Genomic DNA, 17,413 nt, shown 5'->3' with positions numbered 1-17,413 from the left:
TCGCGCGAACCCGACCGGGCGGGCAGCAGGGCCGGCGAGGGACGCACCCGGCCCGGACGGGCCGACACGGGCGAGGAAGGGAGCGTCGCGTCGTACGCGGCCGGCTCGGCGCGTGGACGGGTCCCGACGTACGCCGACGCGCCCGCGTCGGCCACGCCCCACCCCTCCTCGCGCGAACCCGACCGGGCGGGCAGCAGGGCCGGCGAGGGACGCACCCGGCCCGGACGGGCCGACACGGGCGAGGACGCGACGGCGCAGGACCCCGAGGGCGAGGACGTCTCCGGCGAGGACACGGACACGGAGGACGGCGAGCTGGAGGCCGGCGACGCCGACCACGGCGACGGCAGCGCGTCCCGGCCCGCCGACGCACCCGTTCCCGTGACCTCGGCGCCGCCGGACTCGGTGCGCCAGGCGGCCGCCCAGGGGGAGCGGGCCGACGGGCCCGTCCTACAGATCCTGCCGCTCGGCAGCGGACTGGTCCTCGTCGGCCTCGGCATCGCCCTCGCGATCGCCGCCCTCCGCCTGCGCCGCGGCTGACGCCGGGCGGCCGGCCCGGGCGCCTACGGCGCGACCAGCAGCACCTTGCCGATGTGGCTGCTCTCCTCGACGACCCGGTGGGCGGCGGCCGCGTCGTTCATCGGGACCTCGCGGTCGACGACAGGGCGCACCCGGCCCGCGGCGACCAGCGGCCAGACGTGCTCGCGCACGGCCGCCACGATCGCGGCCTTCTCCTCCAGCGGACGGGCCCGCAGCGAGGTCGCGCTGATCGCGGCCCGCTTGCCGAGGAGCGCGCCGATGTTCAGCTCGGCCTTGGCGCCGCCCTGCATGCCGATGATCGCGAGACGGCCGTTGACGGCGAGGGCCTGGACGTTGCGGTCCAGGTACTTCGCGCCCATGTTGTCGAGGATGACGTCGGCGCCGGCGCCGGCGGTGGCCTGCTTCAGCTCGGCGACGAAGTCCTGCTCGCGGTAGTTGATCAGGATGTCGGCGCCCAGCTCGGCGCACTGGTCCAGCTTCTCCTTGGTGCCGGCGGTGACGGCGATCCGCGCGCCGACGGCCTTGGCCAGCTGGATCGCCATGGTGCCGATGCCGCTGGAACCGCCGTGCACGAGCAGCGTCTCGCCGGGACGGAGGTGGGCGATCATGAAGACGTTCGACCAGACGGTGCTGGTCACCTCGGGGAGTGCGGCAGCCTGACGGAGGTCGACGCCGTCGGGCACCGGAAGCAGCTGGCCCGCCGGCACGGCGACCTTCTCGGCATAGCCGCCACCCGCGAGCAGCGCGCACACCTCGTCGCCGATGTTCCAGCCGGAGACGCCGGGGCCGATCGCGGCGATCCGGCCGGAGCACTCCAGGCCGGGGTAGCGGGACGCGCCGGGCGGCGGGTCGTAGAAGCCCTGCCGTTGCAGGATGTCGGCACGGTTGACGGCGCCGGCCACCACCTCGACCAGGACCTCGCCCTCGCCGGGAACGGGATCGGGAACCTCGTCCCACACCAGCGCCTCGGGACCGCCGGGTTCGGGAATCGTGATCGCATACATGGAGACGACGCTACTCCTCGCCCCCGACGGGACGGCCGCCGTCGAGCGACGGCCGGCCGCGGCGTAGTTCAGGCCGGCGGCAGCGGCGGCACCCCGGGCATCCCCGGAGCGCCGAGCTGGACCTGCGCCCGGTCCGGGCCCACCCGCACGATCGAGACCAGCCGGTCCGTGGGCTGAAGCACCCCGATCGCCGGGTCGTCGTAGGCGAGGACGCGATGCCCCCGCACGACGCTCACGACCAGATCGGCCGTCTCGCGCGGGCCACGGCCCGCCTCGGCCTTGGTGACGGGCCGTTCGACCAGGTCGAGCCCGTCGCCCTGCTGGATGAGGTCCTCCATCACCCGGCCCGCCGCCGGGCTGAGCACGGACAGTCCCAGGAGCCGCCCGGCCGCCCCGGCGCTGGTGATGACCTCGTCGGCGCCCGACTGCTTGAGCAGGGGCGCGTTCTCCTCCTCGCGGACCGCCGCGACGATCTTCGCCCCCGGGTTGAGCTGGCGGGCGGTGAGCGCGACCAGGACGGCCGTGTCGTCACGCTGGGTGGCGATGACGATCCGTCCCGCCCGCTGCACCTCGGCCCGTCTCAGCACATCGCTGCGCGTCGCGTCACCGACCACGCCCTCGTACCCGTCGGCCTTCGCCGCGCCGACCGCCTTCGCGCTCGGGTCGATCACCACGACCTGCTCCTTGCGCAGGCCTGCCGCACAGGCCGTCCGGATCGCGGACCTCCCCTTCGTGCCGAAGCCGACGACGACAGTGTGGTCACGCAAGGGGGCCTCCGGGATCATGAACATCTGAGGGACCAGGGACACGTGTTGATTCATGACGGGCGCGAACCCGCCGGGAACCATGGTGCCCACCGATCGGATCACCGTCAGCAGGGGGCACACGATGAAGGACCACGAACGACGGCCCGGCCCGGCCAGGTTCTCACTGTTCAGGTCCCTCTGGTACCGCTCGCGCACGGAAGCCCGCGACGACGCCGAGGCGGGACGCTCCATCACGATGCCCGTGCGCGTCGGCGCGCCTCCGCTCCAGCAGGTGCTGCGGCGACTGGCCCTGGGGCTCCTGGTGCTGGCCGTCACCACACTCATCGTCTACGCCGACCGTGACGGCTACAACGACAACTCCGACGGTTCCGTCGGGTTGCTGGACGCGGCCTACTACGCGACCGTCACCCTCTCGACCACCGGTTACGGCGACATCACCCCGGTCAGCGACACGGCCCGACTGGTCAACATCCTGGTCATCACCCCGCTGCGGGTGCTGTTCCTGATCATCCTGGTCGGCACCACCCTGGAGGTGCTCACCGAGCGCACCCGTCAGCAGGTCCGCATCCACCGCTGGCGGGCCCGCACCAGCGGCCACATCGTGATCGTCGGCTACGGCACCAAGGGCCGCCACGCGGTGGAGACCCTCGTCGGGCAGGGCATCCCCAAGGACCGCATCGTCGTCGTGGACGCTCAGCGCAAGGCCGCGCTGGTCGCCGGAGACGACGGACTGGTGGCGGTCACGGGCGACGCCACCCGTTCGGAGACGCTCGTCAAGGCCGAGGTCCAGACCGCCTCGCGGCTGATCGTGGCGCCCCAGCTCGACGAGACGGCCGCCCTGGTCACCCTCACCGCCCGGCAGCTGAACCGACGCGCCACGATCGTCGTCGCAGCCCGGGAGGACGAGAACGTGCCACTGCTCAAACAGAGCGGCGCGGACACCGTGATCACCAGCTCCAGCTCCGCCGGACGGCTGCTCGGTGTGTCGATGGTCAGCCCGACCGTGGCCCGGACGCTGGAGAGCCTGATGACCATCGGCAGCGGCCTGGACCTCGCCGAACGCCCGATCACCCAGGCGGAGGCCGGCAAGGACCCCCGCGCCTGCACGGACCTGGTCGTGGCGGTCGTCCGCGGCAAGGAACTGCTCGACTACACCGACCCTCGTCTCGCTCAACTGCACCCAGGCGACCGGGTGATCACCGTGAGCCGAGCCGCTCCGACGTCAGCGCAGGTGTGACGGTGTTTCACGTGAAACCGTGGGGCATCGACACGGCCGGTGTTTCACGTGAAACGAAGGCAGCGGCGTTTCACGTGAAACACGCGCCGAGCCCGGCCGTCGTCCACGGCAGCTCGAGTACGTCCGCCTCCTGACCCACCCGCGCTCCCCCCGGCGGCACGACGACGAGGGCGTCGGCCGCCGCGATGCCCCGCAGCATGGCAGGACCGTTGTAGTGCAGCGGCACGGCGTGGTCGCCCCGCAGGACCACCGGGACGAGCCGGGTGTCGTGCGGGTGCCCGTGCACCGACTCCCGCAACGGCAGCGTGTACGGCTCGGGGGCGCCACGGGCGGCGAGCGTGCGCAGCAACGGCTCGGCGAGCGTGAGCAGGCCGGAGACGGCGGCGAGGGGGTTGCCCGGCAGGCCGACGAGGTGCTGGTTCTCCTTGAGGCGAGCCAGCAGCATCGGATGCCCGGGGCGCACCTTGACGCCGTCGACGAGGAGGTCGGCGTCGATCCGGCGCAGGGTGGGGTGCACATGGTCGACGGGTCCCGAGGCCGTGCCCCCGGTGGTGACGATCAGATCCGCGCCGGACGAGGTGATGGCCTTGAGCAGGGCCTTCGCGTCGTCACGGAGCCGGCGTACGGCGATGACCTCGGCGCCCAGGGACCGCAGCCACGGCGGCAGCATCGGGCCGAGCGCGTCCCGGATGAAGCCGTCGTGCGGCCGGCCCTCGGCGAGTAGTTCGTCACCCAGCACCAGCACCTCGACCCGGGGCCGGGGGACGACGGTCACCGTGTCGTATCCGGCGGCGGCGGCGAGCCCGAGGACCGCCGGTGTCACCACCGCACCGGCGAGGAGCAGTTGGTCACCGGAGCGGCACTCCTGTCCGCGCGGACGGATGTCCTGGCCGTGCTGCATCTCGCGGGTCGGGTGCAGTCGACCGCCGTCGTCGGTGCGGCCGTGCTCGCTGCGCAGCACCGCGGTGGTGTCCAGGGGGATGCGGGCGCCGGTGGCGATGCGGACGGCCTCGCCGTCGGCGAGGGGGGCGGGCGCGGAACTCCCCGCGAGAACGCCCTCCTCCCGTACGTGCCAGGGCCCGGGGCCGGCGACCGCCCAGCCGTCCATCGCCGACGTGTCGAACGAGGGCAGGTCGGTGAGCGCGGTCAGCGGGGCGGCCATGACGAGGCCCAGGGCATCGCCGAGGCCGACGGAGACGGGGGCGGGCCGGGCGGCCGCTCCGGCGGCGCGTGCGGCGATCCTCCGTGCTTCGGGCCAGGCGGTGGCGCGGTGGCGATGTTCCTCGGCGGCCCGGTGGCCCTCCTCCGGGGCCCGCGCGGACGGCGATGCGGCGCCCTCGCGGCGGGCGGAGTGGGGGCCTGCGGCCGGGCGGGCGGAGCCATTGCCCTCCTTCACGAGGGCGAGCGCCTCCTCGACGTCGAGGTCCTCGGCGTCGAGGCCCTGCCGGGCGCCGCGGGGGGTCATCCGGCGTCCGGTCCCGGGCCGCCGTTCCCGGCGGCCTTGTCCGTCCCCGGCGCCTGCCCGGCCCGCCCCTCGGCCGGGGCCCCCTCGGCCTGCTGTTCGCCCTCCTGCTCGGCCTCCTGGGCCCAGCGCAGGGCCAGCGCGGCGGCCTTGCGGGCGGCCTCGGCGACGGCCTCGGAGCCGCCCCCGGCCCGCGCGGCGGCGTAGCCCACCAGGAAGGTGGTCAGCGGCGCCGCCGGCCGGGCCACGCCGTGGGCCGCGTCCCGGGCGAGGTCGAGGAGGACGCCGGTGTCGACGTCGAGCTCGACGCCCAGTTCGTCCTTGACTGCGGAAATCCATTCATCCAGCACGTGGTCATGCTCCCTGATACGGGCCCTGGCGGTGGCGATGTCGTCCCAGGTGTCGCAGTCGAAGGAGCCGACCGGGTCCGGGACGCGGGCGAGGTCGAGTCCGGCGGTCAGCCGGCGCAGGGGCAGCCCGGTGAGGCCGCCGTGGGCGGCGGTGAGCGCCGCCAGTTCGCGGCGCAGCGCGGCCGCGCGGTACGCGGCGACGAGCGGCTGGTCGCGGCCGCCCGCATCGGTGAGCAGCACGCCCTCCGCCGGGCCGGACCGCAGGGCGGTCAGCAGCCGGCGCAGGACGTCCGGCGCGAGGAAGGGAAGGTCGGCGGAGAGGACGAGGACGTCGTCCGCCGTGACGTGGCGCAGACCGGCGTCCAGCGCGGCGACGGGCCCCGCGCCGGGCGGGTCCTCGCGCGTCCAGCGCACGGGCCGGGCGGTGGGGCGGGGGACCGCGACGACCACGGTGGCGCGGGCGTCGGCGCAGGCGCCGAGCACCCGGTCCAGCAGCGTGCGCCCGCCCACCCGCACGCCCGGTTTGTCGGCGCCGCCGAGCCGGTGGGCGCCGCCGCCGGCCAGCACGACGGCGTCATGGGCGGCGGGCTCGTTCGAGGTCACCCCCCGAGTATGGGGGCCGGTCCCGGGGTTTCGGCCCCCGGGACCACGGCGAACGCGCGGAGAGCGGCGACCCGCCGGCGGTCACAGCGTGCGCAGCAGCACCGCCGGCTGTTCCACGCAGTCGGCCACATGACGCAGGAAGCCGCCCGCCGTGCCTCCGTCGCACACCCGGTGATCGAAGGTGAGCGAGAGCTGGACGACCTGGCGCACCGCCAGCTCGCCCTCGTGCACCCACGGCTTGGGGACGATGCGGCCCACACCGAGCATGGCCGCCTCCGGGTGGTTGATGATCGGCGTGGAGCCGTCGACGCCGAACACGCCGTAGTTGTTCAGCGTGAAGGTGCCGCCGGTCAGGTCCGCGGGCGTGAGGCGTCCCTGACGGCCGGCCTCGGTGAGCCGGGCGAACTCCGCGGTGAGCCCCTCGGCGTCCCGCGCGTGCGCGTCACGGACGACGGGCACGACGAGACCGCGTTCGGTCTGCGCGGCGAACCCGAGGTGCACCTGGTCGAACTGGACGACCTCACGGGCGGCCTGGTCGACGGTGGAGTTGAGCTCGGGGAATCGGGCCAGCGCCGCGGTGCAGATCCGGGCGAGGAGCGCGAGGAGGGAGATCTTCGGTCCGCCGGCCGCGTTCATCGCTGCCCGGGCCCGCATCAGTTCGGTCGCGTCGGCGTCCACCCAGCAGGTCGCGTCCGGGATCTCGCGCCGGCTGCGGGAGAGCTTGTCGGCGACGGCGCCCCGTACGCCCTTGAGCGGGACGCGGCGGCCGCCGGTGAGGGCCGCGGGCCCGGACGGCTGCGGAGCCGGCTGCGGGACCGCCTGGGTGGCCTCTGCCCGCGGCACGGCCGCCTTCAGCGCGTTCTCCACGTCCGACCGCAGGATCAGCCCCTCGGGCCCCGAGCCCGTGAGCTCGCGCAGATCCAGTCCGTTCTCCCGGGCGAGCCGGCGCACCAGCGGCGAGATCACGGGGACGGGCCCGGGCGCCTCGGCCGGAGCCGCCGGAGCGGCCGGGGGCGCCGACAGCGTCGGGGCCGTGCCGTCGACCGTGACCGTGGCGGCGGGTTCCGGTCGCGTGGAGCGGACCCGGCGCCTGCGCGCGGGCGCCTCCGAGGTGCCGTAGCCGACGAGCACGTTGCCCGAGCCCCCGGCGCCGGCCCCGGCTTCGGCGACGTCGTCGGCCGGGGCGCCCACCGCGACCGTGATCAGCGGGGCGCCGACGGGCAGTTCCGTGCCCTCCTCGCCGAAGCGGGCGGTCACGACACCGCCGTAGGGGCAGGGCACCTCGACCATCGCCTTGGCCGTCTCGACCTCGACGACCGGCTGGTCGACGGCGACCACGTCGCCGACCTGGACCAGCCAGCGCACGATCTCCGCCTCCGTGAGCCCCTCACCGAGGTCGGGGAGCTTGAACTCCAGCACCTGTGCCATCAGTTCCCGGCCTCCCACTGGAGCCGTGCCACGGCGTCGAGGATGCGGTCGACCCCGGGAAGGTGGTGGCGCTCCAGCATCGGCGGCGGATAGGGCAGGTCGAACCCGGCCACGCGCAGCACCGGCGCCTCCAGGTGGTGGAAGCAGCGCTCGGTGACGCGGGCCGCGATCTCCCCGCCCGGGCCGCCGAAGGAGCCCGACTCGTGCACGACGACCGCGCGGCCGGTACGCCGGACCGACGCGGCGACCGTCTCGTCGTCGAAGGGCACCAGCGACCGCAGGTCGACGACCTCCAGGTCCCAGCCCTCGGCGCGCGCCGCCTCGGCGGCCTCCAGGCACACCGGGACCGACGGCCCGTACGTGATCAGCGTGGCGCTGCGGCCGGTACGCCGCACCACCGCCCGCCCGATCGGCTCGACGTCCGTCGGCTCCTGCGGGTTCCAGGCGTCCTTGGACCAGTACAGCCGCTTGGGTTCCAGGAAGACGACCGGGTCGTCGGAGGCGATGGAGGCGCGCAGCAGACCGTAGGCGTCGGCGACGGTGGCGGGCGTGACGACGTGCAGGCCCGGGGTCGCCATGTAGTAGGCCTCGGAGGAGTCGCTGTGGTGCTCGACGCCGCCGATGCCGCCGCCGTAGGGCACGCGGACGGTGATCGGCAGGGGCATCCGGCCGCGGGTGCGGTTGCGCATCCGGGCGACATGGCTGATGAGCTGCTCAAACGCCGGATAGGCGAACGCGTCGAACTGCATCTCCACGACCGGCCGCAGGCCGTACATGGCCATGCCGACGGCGGTGCCGAGGATGCCGGCCTCGGCGAGCGGGGTGTCGGTGCAGCGGTCCTCGCCGAACTCCTTCGCCAGCCCGTCGGTGACCCGGAAGACACCGCCGAGGGCGCCCACGTCCTCGCCCAGGACGTGCACGGACGGGTCGGCGGCCATGGCGTCGCGCAGCGCGCGCGTGAGGGCCTGCGCCATGGTGGCGGGCTTGAGGGCGACCGTCGTCATCAGTGCGCGCCTTCCTGCTCGGCCTCGAGCTCGGCGCGCAGCAGTTCCTGCTGCTCGCGCAGCTGGGCGGTGGGCTCGGCGTACACGTGGGAGAACAGGTCCATGGGGTCGAGGGCCGGGTCCTGGTTCATCCGGGCGCGCAGGTCGGCGGCCATCGTCTCGGCGGCGTCCCGTGCGGACTGCCTGGCCTCGTCGTCGAGCAGCCCGCGCGCGGTCAGCTCGCGCTCCAGAAGCTCGATCGGGTCGTGCTCACGCCAGGTCTGCACCTCGGCGTCGCCGCGGTAGCGGGTGGCGTCGTCGGCGTTGGTGTGCGCGTCGATGCGGTAGGTGACGGCCTCCACCAGGGTCGGGCCGCCGCCTTCCCGGGCGCGGCGCACGGCGTCGGCGAGCACCTCGTGCACGGCGGCCGCGTCGTTGCCGTCGACCAGACGGCCCGGCATGCCGTAGCCGACGGCCTTGTGGGCCAGCGAGGGCGCGGCGGTCTGCTTGGCGAGCGGCACGGAGATGGCGAAGCCGTTGTTCTGCACGAAGAAGACGACCGGCGCCTGCCAGACGGCGGCGAAGTTCAGCGCCTCGTGGAAGTCGCCCTCGCTGGTGCCGCCGTCGCCGACCATGGCGAGCGCGACCACGTCGTCGCCCTTGAGGCGGGCCGCGTGCGCGAGGCCCACGGCGTGCGGAAGCTGGGTGGCGAGCGGGGTGCACAGCGGCGCCACCCGGTGCTCGTACGGGTCGTAGCCGGTGTGCCAGTCGCCGCGCAGCAGCGTGAGTGCCTCGACGGGGTCCACGCCGCGTGCGACGACGGCCAGGGTGTCGCGGTAGCTGGGGAAGAGCCAGTCGCGCTCCTGGAGGACCAGGGCGGCGGCGACCTCGCAGGCCTCCTGGCCGGTGCTGGAGGGGTAGACGGCGAGCCTGCCCTGCTTGGTGAGGGCGGTGGCCTGGGCGTTGTAGCGCCGGCCGCGCACCAGCTGCGCGTACAGGCGGCGCAGCAGCTCCGGATCGGCCTGCGCGGCCGCGTCGGTTCCGAGGACGCGGTAGGGCTCCGCGTCGGGCAGCAGCGGCGCGGGGTCGGTACGGGGCTGCCAGGCCGGCGGCGGAGTCGGCCGGTATGTGCCCCGCTGCTCCATGACCGTCATGACGGCACCTCCTCGGAGAAGCGGCTACGGGAGGCGTGTCGGCTGTGACCCGCCTCACCTACCGATTGTTCGGTCGTCGGCACATTTTGGCTACAGGCCCCCTCAGGCTGTGGACAAACGGTTCTCCACAGCCTGAGATGGACGCAGTACGTCCATGCTGGGAAGGCGGGGGGACATGGCACCTGAACAAATGGCCGAGGGGCCGCAGAACGGTGCCGCGCTCCCGCCGAGCGGCCCCGCGCCGAGCGGGCCCCCGCCGTCGACCCATCTTCCGCCCTCCGGCGGACCCGCGCAGCCCGGAGGACCCGCACCGTCGGGCGGCCCCACGCAGCCGGGCGGCCCGCCGCCGCCGGGGGGCCCGGCCCCGTCGGGCGGCTCCGCACAGCCGGGGGTTCTCCCGCCGCCGGCCGGCGCCGCACTGCCGCCGGCGCGTCCGCTCGACGCCATCGACCAGGACATCCTTCAGATGCTCCAGGCGGACGGCCGCGCCTCGATACGGTCGGTCGCCGAGCGGGTCCACGTCTCGCGGGCCAACGCCTACGCGCGGATCAACCGGCTCATCGACGACGGGGTCATCCGCGGCTTCGGCGCCCGGGTCAACCACGAGCGCGCCGGGCAGGGCACGAGCGCCTACATCACCCTGAAGATCGTGCAGAACTCCTGGCGGACGGTGCGCGAACAGCTCAGGCAGCTGCCCGGCGCCTCGCACATCGCCCTCGTCGGAGGCGACTTCGACGTCCTGCTGCTGGTGCACACGCCCGACAACCGGGCGCTGCGCGAGGTGGTGCTGACCCGGCTCCAGGCCATCCCCGAGGTGCTCAGCACCCGCACCCTGCTGGTGTTCGAGGAGGAGGACCTGGAGCCGCAGGGCTGAGCCGCGTGCCCGGCCCTCAGGACGCCGGGCGGGTCCGGCCGGCCTGGTCGTCCGGCCCGGCCGGGGCCGTCCGCAGGCCCTCGAAGACCAGCCGCACCACCGCGTCGGCCACCTCGCTCTCGACCATCCCCCGGCCGCCGGGCCGGTACCACTCGACGATCGAGTTGATCATCCCGAAGACCAGTCGGGTGGCGAGCCGCACCTCCATGTCGCCGCGGACGTCCCCGTCGGCGGCGGCCGCCCGCAGCAGGTCGGCGACCCGGTGGTCGAAGTCCCGGCGGCGGTCCAGGGCCCACCGCTCCGTGTCGGTGTTGCCGCGCACGCGCAGCAGCAGCGTCACGTACGGCAGTTCGCCGATCAGCACCTCGACCATGCGCCGGACGACGTACTCGAGGCGGTGCGAGGCGTGTCCCACGCGCGCGTGTTCCTCGTCGAGGATCCCGAAGAGGCCGTCCAGGGCGCGGCTGACGGCCCGTCGCAGCAGTTCCTCCTTGCCGGCGACATGGTGGTAGATCGACGACTTGGAGATGCCGGCCGCCCGGGAGAGGTGCTCCATGGACGTGCCGTCGTAGCCGCGCTCGTTGAAGACCTGGACGGCGACGGAGAGCAGGGTCTCCGGGGTGTAGGTGTCGCGCTTGACGGTGCTCACGACGCGCCCTCCCGCTTCTCGGTGGCGTAGGAGTGCCGGTAGAGCGCCAGGGACGGCGCGTAGCGGCCGCCGGGGTCGCGGTCGTGCAGGTCGTCCAGGAGCGAGTACGCCCACATCCGCCCGAGCCGGCGGCTCCATTCGAAGGGGCCCAGGGGGTAGTTCACACCCAGGCGCATCGCGGTGTCGATGTCCTCCTCGGTGGCGACGCCCTTGGCGACGGCGTCGTGCGCGAGGTCGACGATCCGGGCGACCGTGCGCGCGACGATCATGCCGGGGACGTCGCCGATGACGCTGACGTCCTTGCCGAGCGCCTGGAAGAGGCCGATCGCCTCGGACATGGTCTGCGGGGCGGTGTCCTGCGAGGCGGACAGGGCGATGCGGGTGGCCTTGCGGTAGTCCAGGGCGAGGTCGAAGTAGACGACGTCGCGGAACTCCACGGAGGTCTGGCCGTCGGCGAGGGCCACCTGTCCGCCGCTGGGCAGCACGAGGCGGGTGCCGTGGTCCTCTTCCTCCTCGCGCACCCGGATGCCCGCCTCGCGGATCAGCGCGAGCAGCTCCGAGGCCGGGCCCAGGTCGCCTTCGGCGACGACGTAGGCGGGCGGCTCGGCCTTCTCCGCGGTGTGCGGCTCGGCCCGCTCGGCTCCCTCCCGGTAGTCGTACCAGCCCTGCCCGCTCTTACGGCCGAGGCGGCCCGACTCGACGAGACGGCGCTGGGCGAGGGAGGGCGTGAAGCGCGCGTCCTGGAAGAAGGACTGCCACACCGAGTGCGTCACCGACTCGTTGACGTCCTGCCCGATCAGGTCGGTCAGCTCGAAGGCGCCCATCCGGAAGCCGCCCGACTCGCGCAGCACGGCGTCGATGGTGGCCGGGTCCGCGCCCTGCGCCTCGTAGACGGCGAACGCCTCGGCGTAGAAGGGCCGCGCGATGCGGTTCACGATGAAGCCGGGGGTGTCGGCGCAGGCGACCGGCGTCTTGCCCCAGGAGCGGGCGGTCTCGTACGCGCGCGTGGCCGAGGTGACGTCGGTGGCGTACCCCGAGACCACCTCGACCAGCGGCAGCAGCGGCGCCGGGTTGAAGAAGTGCAGGCCCACGAAGCGGCCGGGGTTGCGCAGGGCGCCGCCGACGGCGGTCACCGACAGGGACGAGGTGTTGGTGGCGAGCAGACAGTCCTCGCCGACCACGTCCTCCAGCTGCCGGAACAGCTCCTGCTTGACGTCCAGTCGCTCGACGACGGCCTCGACGACCAGCGAGCAGTCGGCGAGGTCGGCGAGGGTTTCGGCGGCGTGCAGACGGGCGCGCGCCTCGTCACGGTCGCCGGCCGCGAGGCGGTCCTTCTCGACGAGCCGGTCGAGGCGGGCGCCGATCGCGGCGGCCGCCTCACGGGCCCGGCCCGGGACGGCGTCGTACAGCCGCACCGGGTGGCCCGCGACCAACGCGACCTGGGCGATGCCCTGGCCCATGGTGCCGGTGCCGACGACGGCCACGGGGCTGCTGAGGTCGAGTGCTGTCATGTGCGCGATCCTCCCGCACGGGGTTTTCCACAGATGCGGCAGGCCCCCTTGTCCCGACCGATCGTTCGGTTACTCTAGCGGTGACTGGCTGTTCCCGCCCAGGTTTCCGCCAGGCCAAGAGCTCGACGGAGAGTTCTCAAGACGAGGAGTTGGTCCCGCATGGCCGCCGCCGAACTGACCGCGCACGCTCTGATCGCCCAGCACCGGCCCACCCTCGACGAGGCCCTGGAGGCGATCCGCACCCGCGCGTACTGGTCCCCGCACCCGGAACACCCCAAGGCCTACGGGGAGAACGGCAGTCTGGACGCCGCGGCCGGCAAGGCCGCCTTCGACGCCGTCCTGAACACCCGCCTCGACCTCGGCCAGCCCGGCACCGACGACTGGGTGGGCGGCGAGGTGTCGCCGTACGGCGTCGAGCTGGGAGTGACGTACCCGCACGCGGACGTCGACCAGTTGCTGCCCGCCATGAAGGCAGGACAGCGCGCCTGGCGGGACGCGGGCGCGGAGGTCCGCGCGGTGGTCTGCCTGGAGATCCTCAAGCGGATCAGCGACCGCACGCACGAGTTCGCGCACGCCGTCATGCACACCTCCGGCCAGGCCTTCATGATGGCGTTCCAGGCCGGCGGCCCGCACGCGCAGGACCGCGGTCTGGAAGCGGTCGCCTACGCCTACGCCGAGCAGGTCCGCACCCCCGGCACGGCCGAGTGGAGCAAGCCGCAGGGCAAGCGCGACCCGCTCGCGCTGACCAAGGACTTCACGCCGGTGCCGCGCGGCATCGCACTGCTCATCGGCTGCAACACCTTCCCGACGTGGAACGGCTACCCGGGCCTGTTCGCCTCCCTGGCGACCGGGAACGCGGTCCTGGTCAAGCCCCACCCGCGCGCGGTGCTGCCCCTCGCGCTGACCGTGGGCGTCGCCCGCGAGGTCCTCGCCGCAGCCGGCTTCGACCCGAACCTGGTGGCGCTGGCCGCCGAGCGTCCCGGCGAGGGCATCGCCAAGACGCTGGCCACCCGGCCCGAGATCAGGATCGTCGACTACACCGGCTCCACCGCCTTCGGCGACTGGCTGGAGGCCAACGCCCGCCAGGCGCAGGTCTACACCGAGAAGGCCGGCGTCAACACGGTGATCGTGCACTCCACGGCGAACTACAAGGGCATGCTCGCCAACCTGGCGTTCTCGCTGTCCCTGTACAGCGGCCAGATGTGCACCACCCCGCAGAACCTGCTGATCCCCCGCGAGGGCATCCGCACCGACGACGGCCCGAAGAGCTTCGACGAAGTGGTCGCCGACCTCGCCCGCGCGGTCGACGGCCTCCTCGGCGACGACGCCCGCGCCAACGCCCTCCTCGGCGCGATCGTCAACCCGGACGTCAAGGCGCGCCTGGAAGCCGCCGCGGGCCTCGGCGAGGTCGCCCTCGCCTCCCGCGAGGTGAGCAACCCGGAGTTCCCCGACGCGGTCGTGCGCACCCCGGTGATCGTCAAGCTGGACGGCGCGAAGCCTGACGACGAGGCCGCCTACATGAGCGAGTGCTTCGGCCCGGTCTCCTTCGCCGTCGCGGTCGACTCGGCGGACGACGCCGTCGCCCTGCTGCGGCGCACGGTGCGCGAGAAGGGCGCCATGACCGTCGGGGCGTACACCACCGACGGCGAGGTGGAGGAGGCGATCCAGGAGGTCTGTCTGGACGAGGCGGCCCAGCTGTCCCTCAACCTCACGGGCGGGGTGTACGTCAACCAGACGGCCGCGTTCTCCGACTTCCACGGCTCGGGCGGCAACCCGGCGGCCAACGCGGCCCTCACCGACGGCGCGTTCGTCGCCAACCGCTTCCGGGTGGTGGAGGTCCGCCGGGAGGGCTGAGCGGCTGACGGGGCTGAGTCCTGAGTCCCGCGTGGCCGGCCGGCCACGCAGACGGCGGGCGGCGAGCACGTCGCCGCCCGCGCGGGCCGCAGGACCTCCCCCGCAGGACCTCCGCCGCTGGACGTCCACCGCAGAACGCCCACAGCAGAACGCCCTGTCGGCTCCTGGGCCCAGGAACCCGCGCGGTCTCTGCGGTCCAGGTCCCGCCGCCCCGGGACCGCCGACGCACCGGACCGCCGTCCAGCCGGGCGTCTAGGAGGCGGGCGGACCACCGGTGGGCCGGCCGCCCTGGGCGCTCCAGTGGTACAGCGTCATCGCCACGCTGGTCGCCAGGTTGTAGCTGGAGACCTGGGGGCGCATCGGCAGGGCGAGCAGCCGGTCGGCCCGCGCGCGCAGTTCGGCGGAGAGCCCGCTGCGCTCCGAGCCGAACGCGAGGAGGGCGTCGTCCGGGAGTTCGGTGCCTCGGATGTCGTCGCCCTCGGGGTCGAGTGCGAACACCGGACCGGCGGGCAGCTCGTCGACGGTCGCCCGCTCGACGACGGTCGCGAAGTGCAGCCCCGCCCCGCCGCGCAGCACGGTCGGGTGCCAGGGGTCGAGCGTGCCGGTGGTGACCACCCCGGTCGCCGCGAACCCGGCGGCCAGCCGGATGACCGCTCCCGCGTTGCCCAGGTTCCGCGGGTGGTCGAGGACCACGACCGGAGCGGCCCGGGGCGCGCGCCGCAGCCGCTCCAGGTTGGCGGCCCGGGTGGGCCGCACGGCCAGGGCGGCGACCGCGGTGGGATGCGGGCGCGGCACCAGGGAGGCGTACGTCGCCTGCGTGACCTCGGTCAGCAGCCCGTCCAGCCTCCCGCGCACGTCGGGGGCGAGTTCCCCGGCGAGGGCGAGGGCCGCGCGCCGGTCGACGGCGACCGCCACCGGCACCTCGGCCCCGAAACGCAGGGCGTGCTTGAGCGCGTGAAAGCCGTCGAGCAGCACCGCGTCGTCGGCGAGCCGGTGCCACCGGCCGAGCGGATCGTGGCCGGTCAGGGCGTCGGTCATGTCGTGAACCCTACGCGCGCGGGCGGTGCGTCTCCCCCGTCCGCCGACCCGGGCCCGGCCGGGCCTCCACCGTCGGCCTTGCCGTCACCACCGTCACCGCTATCGCCGACGTCGCTGCCGGTGTCCGTGTCGTTCTCCTTGCCGCGGCCGTAGTCGGAGGACATCAGTTCACGCGCGCGTGCCGCCCCGCGGCCCAGCCGGTGCAGGAACGGGGTGGGCAGGAAGACGGCGTCGGTCGCGATCATCGCCAGCGAGAAGAACGGCAGCCCCAGCACGAGGGCGATCACCGCATGCTCGGTCATCATCACCGCCAGCAGGACGTTCTTCACCCGCCGGTTGAAGAGGGTGAACGGGAAGGCCACCTGCACGATCACGGTCCCGTAGGTGGCGATCATGACCATCGTGCCGCTGGCGGACAGCAGGTCGGCGAGCATGGGCCAGGGGGAGAAGTAGTCCAGGTGCAGCGGGTAGTACACGGCGGTGCCGTCCTGCCAGCGCGAACCCTGGATCTTGTACCAGCCGGCGGTCGCGTAGATCAGGCAGGCCTCGACCATGATCACGACCAGTGCGCCGTTGTGGAGCACGTTCCCGATCACGTCGAAGAGGATCCGCGGCTCCGCCGACCTCCGCAGCCGTCCGACGGCCCACCACAGTCCGTGCACGCACCAGGCCGCCCACAGGAGCGCGGGGATCGTCCACTCGCTGTGGAAGCGGTCCGTCACGGTCACCGCGAGCAGCACTGCGCCGGACGCGGCCCACAGTGCGGGGCCGACCCGGTCCGTGACCCGCTCTCCCCGCGCGCGGGCCTCCTGCTCGCGCCGGGCGCGTCGGGCGTCCAGCGACCACACCCGGCCGCAGCGCATGAAGACCAGGTAGACCGACATCAAGTGCAGGACGTTGTCGCCGCCGTCGCCGACGAAGACGCTGCGGTTCTGGAGCGACAGCACGCCGACCATGAACAGCACCGACATCGTGCGGGTGCGCCAGCCCAGCAGCAGCAGTGCCCCGGAGAGCAGGGCGAGCGCGTACACCAGCTCGAACCAGGCCCGCCCGTCGGACCACATCAGGACCGTGAAGGCACCGTTGGAGTCGATCAGCTGCCGCGCCAGCTCCCAGTTCCAGGGGCCGTCGGGGCCGTACAGCTCCGCACGGTGGGGGAACTCGCGCAGCAGGAACAGCAGCCAGGTCAGGCTGAAACCGATGCGGACCACGGCGCTCTGGTACGGCCCGAGGGCCGACTCCGTGACGCGGGCGATGCCGGCGGACACCGACAAGGAGAACCGGTTCACCTCGTGCCTCCCTCGGTCACGCCGTCCGGCACCGACCACCAGGACAGTTCGCGGTACACCGGGCTCGTCGACACCTTCTCGGTGCTCCATTTCGGCGGGGTCACGTTCGTGGTCCGGGAGCGGACCTGGACCCGCTCGACGACACCGCCGCCGGCGGTCAGACCGCCGCGCTCCAGCCGCAGCACCACGATGCGGCGCAGGTACGTCTCGGCGAGGGCGCCCCGGACGCCGACCGAGCGGTTGTCGTTGTCGTGCGTCGCGGTGAAGAAGTCCCAGGCCCGGCGCAGTTCGTTCTGCTGGGTGTGGCTCGGCACCAGGTTGCCGTCGATGGCCCGGCCGTCCTGCGCGGACAGGTCGTACCAGCCGGTGGTCCGCGATCCGCCGTCCGCGGTGCGCACCTGGGCGCGGACCTGGACGGAGATGTTCTGCTGCAACGGGTTCGGCGCGAACAGCTTCCAGTTCTGCTCGAACTCCGGGTAGATCCAGTCGTCGATCGCCTTGCCGTGCGCCTTGGTGACCGTGTTCGACGGAGCGACGTGCAGGAACACCATGCCGACGTGCAGGCAGACGGCGACGGCGACGACGGCGAGCGCGAGCGCCGCACAGACCTGGTAGCGGGGGGAGAGGGCCGCGACCCCGCCACGCGCCGCACGGGCGGGGTCGGGCCCTCTCC

General features: G+C 73.8%; 14 protein-coding genes and 2 pseudogenes. 4 read left to right on the top strand and 12 right to left on the bottom strand.

The window, feature by feature from the left end; genetic code table 11:
* Nucleotides 1-537: pseudogene (locus tag KMS84_RS24335) on the top strand (hypothetical protein); the annotation flags it as partial.
* A gap of 23 nt (nucleotides 538-560) precedes the next feature.
* Here KMS84_RS24335 and KMS84_RS24330 read toward each other — a convergent pair.
* A complete protein-coding gene (locus tag KMS84_RS24330) occupies nucleotides 561-1,541 on the bottom strand; it encodes an NAD(P)H-quinone oxidoreductase (protein WP_256918563.1) in 981 nt (326 codons plus the stop codon).
* A 68-nt stretch (nucleotides 1,542-1,609) separates the two neighbouring features.
* Nucleotides 1,610-2,308, bottom strand: a pseudogene (locus KMS84_RS24325) (potassium channel family protein); the annotation flags it as partial.
* A 121-nt stretch (nucleotides 2,309-2,429) separates the two neighbouring features.
* Between KMS84_RS24325 and KMS84_RS24320 the strand changes: the two are divergent.
* Nucleotides 2,430-3,545: a potassium channel family protein gene (locus tag KMS84_RS24320; protein WP_256918575.1), complete on the top strand. Its 1,116-nt coding sequence runs from the start codon at nucleotides 2,430-2,432 to the stop codon at nucleotides 3,543-3,545.
* Nucleotides 3,546-3,615: 70 nt separating this feature from the next.
* Here KMS84_RS24320 and KMS84_RS24315 read toward each other — a convergent pair whose 3' ends face one another.
* The 5 genes from KMS84_RS24315 to pdhA form a co-directional block, all read right to left on the bottom strand.
* Nucleotides 3,616-5,010: a molybdopterin molybdotransferase MoeA gene (locus KMS84_RS24315; protein WP_256918562.1), complete on the bottom strand. Its 1,395-nt coding sequence runs from the start codon at nucleotides 5,008-5,010 to the stop codon at nucleotides 3,616-3,618.
* The gene (locus KMS84_RS24310) at nucleotides 5,007-5,960 is read right to left on the bottom strand and encodes an NTP transferase domain-containing protein (protein WP_256918561.1); all 954 of its coding nucleotides are present in this window, start codon (nucleotides 5,958-5,960) and stop codon (nucleotides 5,007-5,009) included. The genes KMS84_RS24315 and KMS84_RS24310 overlap by 4 nt, the downstream gene beginning before the upstream one ends.
* Nucleotides 5,961-6,041: 81 nt before the next feature.
* A complete protein-coding gene (locus tag KMS84_RS24305; protein WP_256918560.1) occupies nucleotides 6,042-7,388 on the bottom strand; it encodes a dihydrolipoamide acetyltransferase family protein in 1,347 nt (448 codons plus the stop codon).
* Nucleotides 7,388-8,392 (bottom strand): alpha-ketoacid dehydrogenase subunit beta, encoded by a 1,005-nt coding sequence (locus KMS84_RS24300; RefSeq protein ID WP_256918559.1) that lies wholly within the window; start codon nucleotides 8,390-8,392, stop codon nucleotides 7,388-7,390. The genes KMS84_RS24305 and KMS84_RS24300 overlap by 1 nt, the downstream gene beginning before the upstream one ends.
* Nucleotides 8,392-9,525, bottom strand: a complete 1,134-nt coding sequence (gene pdhA / locus KMS84_RS24295) for a pyruvate dehydrogenase (acetyl-transferring) E1 component subunit alpha (RefSeq protein WP_256918558.1) — start codon at nucleotides 9,523-9,525, stop codon at nucleotides 8,392-8,394. Before pdhA ends, KMS84_RS24300 begins: the two co-directional genes overlap by 1 nt.
* Before the next feature lie 418 nt (nucleotides 9,526-9,943).
* On the opposite strand from pdhA, the gene KMS84_RS24290 reads away from it, so the two are divergent.
* Nucleotides 9,944-10,399 carry an Lrp/AsnC family transcriptional regulator gene (locus KMS84_RS24290; RefSeq protein ID WP_069771564.1) on the top strand — a complete coding sequence of 152 codons (456 nt, stop codon included), beginning with the start codon at nucleotides 9,944-9,946 and terminating at the stop codon, nucleotides 10,397-10,399.
* 16 nt (nucleotides 10,400-10,415) lie between these two features.
* On the opposite strand, the gene KMS84_RS24285 is transcribed toward KMS84_RS24290, so the two are convergent.
* Nucleotides 10,416-11,048 (bottom strand): TetR/AcrR family transcriptional regulator, encoded by a 633-nt coding sequence (locus tag KMS84_RS24285; RefSeq protein WP_256918557.1) that lies wholly within the window; start codon nucleotides 11,046-11,048, stop codon nucleotides 10,416-10,418.
* Nucleotides 11,045-12,559 carry a 3-hydroxyacyl-CoA dehydrogenase gene (locus KMS84_RS24280; protein ID WP_256918556.1) on the bottom strand — a complete coding sequence of 505 codons (1,515 nt, stop codon included), beginning with the start codon at nucleotides 12,557-12,559 and terminating at the stop codon, nucleotides 11,045-11,047. The genes KMS84_RS24285 and KMS84_RS24280 overlap by 4 nt, the downstream gene beginning before the upstream one ends.
* A 159-nt stretch (nucleotides 12,560-12,718) precedes the next feature.
* Here KMS84_RS24280 and paaN point away from each other — a divergent pair, with 159 nt between their 5' ends.
* Nucleotides 12,719-14,413, top strand: a complete 1,695-nt coding sequence (paaN, locus tag KMS84_RS24275; RefSeq protein WP_256918555.1) for a phenylacetic acid degradation protein PaaN — start codon at nucleotides 12,719-12,721, stop codon at nucleotides 14,411-14,413.
* Between the two features lie 252 nt (nucleotides 14,414-14,665).
* Here the strand turns inward: paaN and KMS84_RS24270 are convergent, their stop codons facing one another.
* The 3 genes from KMS84_RS24270 to KMS84_RS24260 form a co-directional block, all read right to left on the bottom strand.
* A complete protein-coding gene (locus KMS84_RS24270; protein WP_256918554.1) occupies nucleotides 14,666-15,451 on the bottom strand; it encodes a TrmH family RNA methyltransferase in 786 nt (261 codons plus the stop codon).
* Entirely contained in the window at nucleotides 15,448-16,740 is a 1,293-nt protein-coding gene (locus tag KMS84_RS24265; protein WP_256918553.1) for an HTTM domain-containing protein, read from the bottom strand. Before KMS84_RS24265 ends, KMS84_RS24270 begins: the two co-directional genes overlap by 4 nt.
* Nucleotides 16,737-17,413, bottom strand: a 677-nt coding sequence (locus KMS84_RS24260) for a DUF5819 family protein (protein ID WP_256918552.1), incomplete at its 5' end; no start/stop codon positions are given. The genes KMS84_RS24265 and KMS84_RS24260, both read right to left, overlap by 4 nt.

The sequence above is a fragment of the Streptomyces hilarionis genome, from assembly GCF_024539675.1.
GTDB classification, from domain to species: domain Bacteria; phylum Actinomycetota; class Actinomycetes; order Streptomycetales; family Streptomycetaceae; genus Streptomyces; species Streptomyces hilarionis.
This window is presented reverse-complemented; position numbering and strand designations above follow the sequence as displayed.

Coding starts and splice junctions, on each gene's coding strand:
- KMS84_RS24330 (WP_256918563.1), bottom strand. CDS start 1,541: ATGTATGCGATCACGATTCCCGAACCCGGCGGTCCCGAGGCGCTGGTG.
- KMS84_RS24320 (WP_256918575.1), top strand. CDS start 2,430: ATGAAGGACCACGAACGACGGCCCGGCCCGGCCAGGTTCTCACTGTTC.
- KMS84_RS24315 (WP_256918562.1), bottom strand. CDS start 5,010: ATGACCCCCCGCGGCGCCCGGCAGGGCCTCGACGCCGAGGACCTCGAC.
- KMS84_RS24305 (WP_256918560.1), bottom strand. CDS start 7,388: ATGGCACAGGTGCTGGAGTTCAAGCTCCCCGACCTCGGTGAGGGGCTC.
- KMS84_RS24300 (WP_256918559.1), bottom strand. CDS start 8,392: ATGACGACGGTCGCCCTCAAGCCCGCCACCATGGCGCAGGCCCTCACG.
- pdhA (WP_256918558.1), bottom strand. CDS start 9,525: ATGACGGTCATGGAGCAGCGGGGCACATACCGGCCGACTCCGCCGCCG.
- KMS84_RS24280 (WP_256918556.1), bottom strand. CDS start 12,559: ATGACAGCACTCGACCTCAGCAGCCCCGTGGCCGTCGTCGGCACCGGC.
- paaN (WP_256918555.1), top strand. CDS start 12,719: ATGGCCGCCGCCGAACTGACCGCGCACGCTCTGATCGCCCAGCACCGG.
- KMS84_RS24270 (WP_256918554.1), bottom strand. CDS start 15,451: ATGACCGACGCCCTGACCGGCCACGATCCGCTCGGCCGGTGGCACCGG.